General features: G+C 67.1%; 1 protein-coding gene. It reads right to left on the reverse strand.

From position 1 onward, the window contains the following. Positions 1–2: 2 nt before the first annotated feature. The coding region (locus ACFPIJ_RS64400) for a trypsin-like serine peptidase (RefSeq protein WP_380129449.1) at positions 3–699 on the reverse strand (697 nt) is incomplete at its 5' end.

The raw sequence follows: 699 nt of genomic DNA on the forward strand, positions 1-699 counted from the left end.
CGTCAGGCGGCCTGGACGGCGCCGTGTGCATTGATCGCGGCCCGGCCCAGCCGCGGTCCACGCTCCCGTGGGGAGCTACTCGACGTTTGATAGGACTGGTTGCCGACGATATATCCCCAGCCGCGTGACGCCGGCATGTCGTAGATCCACGGGCCGCCGCTGGAGCCGTGGCCCATGTCGCACTCGATCTCCTTGTACAGCGTGATGGGTACCGCGTCGACGACGCAGAACCGCAGGTCGTGCCCGTACGGGCTGATGTCGGACCGGGCCGGGTGTGTGTCTTGTGGGTAGCCGAAGGCCCGCACGTCGTTCCAGCGCCGGTTGTCGTTGGCGTCGCCGAACAGGTACCCCTGCCAGCCGACCACATCTCCGACTCGCTTGTTTGCGCCGTTGGTCGACAACGCGAGGGCGGCCATGTCGTAGGCCCTGTTTGCGCCATGGTGGTAGCCGTTGGGCACCGCCCATTTCTTCGCGGACCAGGTGCCGTACGGCCAGAGCGCGTCGTGGTAGTCGGGGGCGAAGACGAAGTTCGAGTAGAACCCGCCGTTGCCGTTGCTCACGCAGTGGCCGGCCGTCCAGATGGTGCTGTGGTTGGCCGAGCTGATGACCGTGGCGGTGCACCAGTGGCGGCTTCCGTCCTCGGTGAAATAGAGCTTGCCGATCGTGGAGCCAGGCAGGCGGCCGTGCCCGCCCCACACC

The organism is Dactylosporangium cerinum (assembly GCF_042653625.1).
GTDB lineage: Bacteria > Actinomycetota > Actinomycetes > Mycobacteriales > Micromonosporaceae > Dactylosporangium > Dactylosporangium cerinum.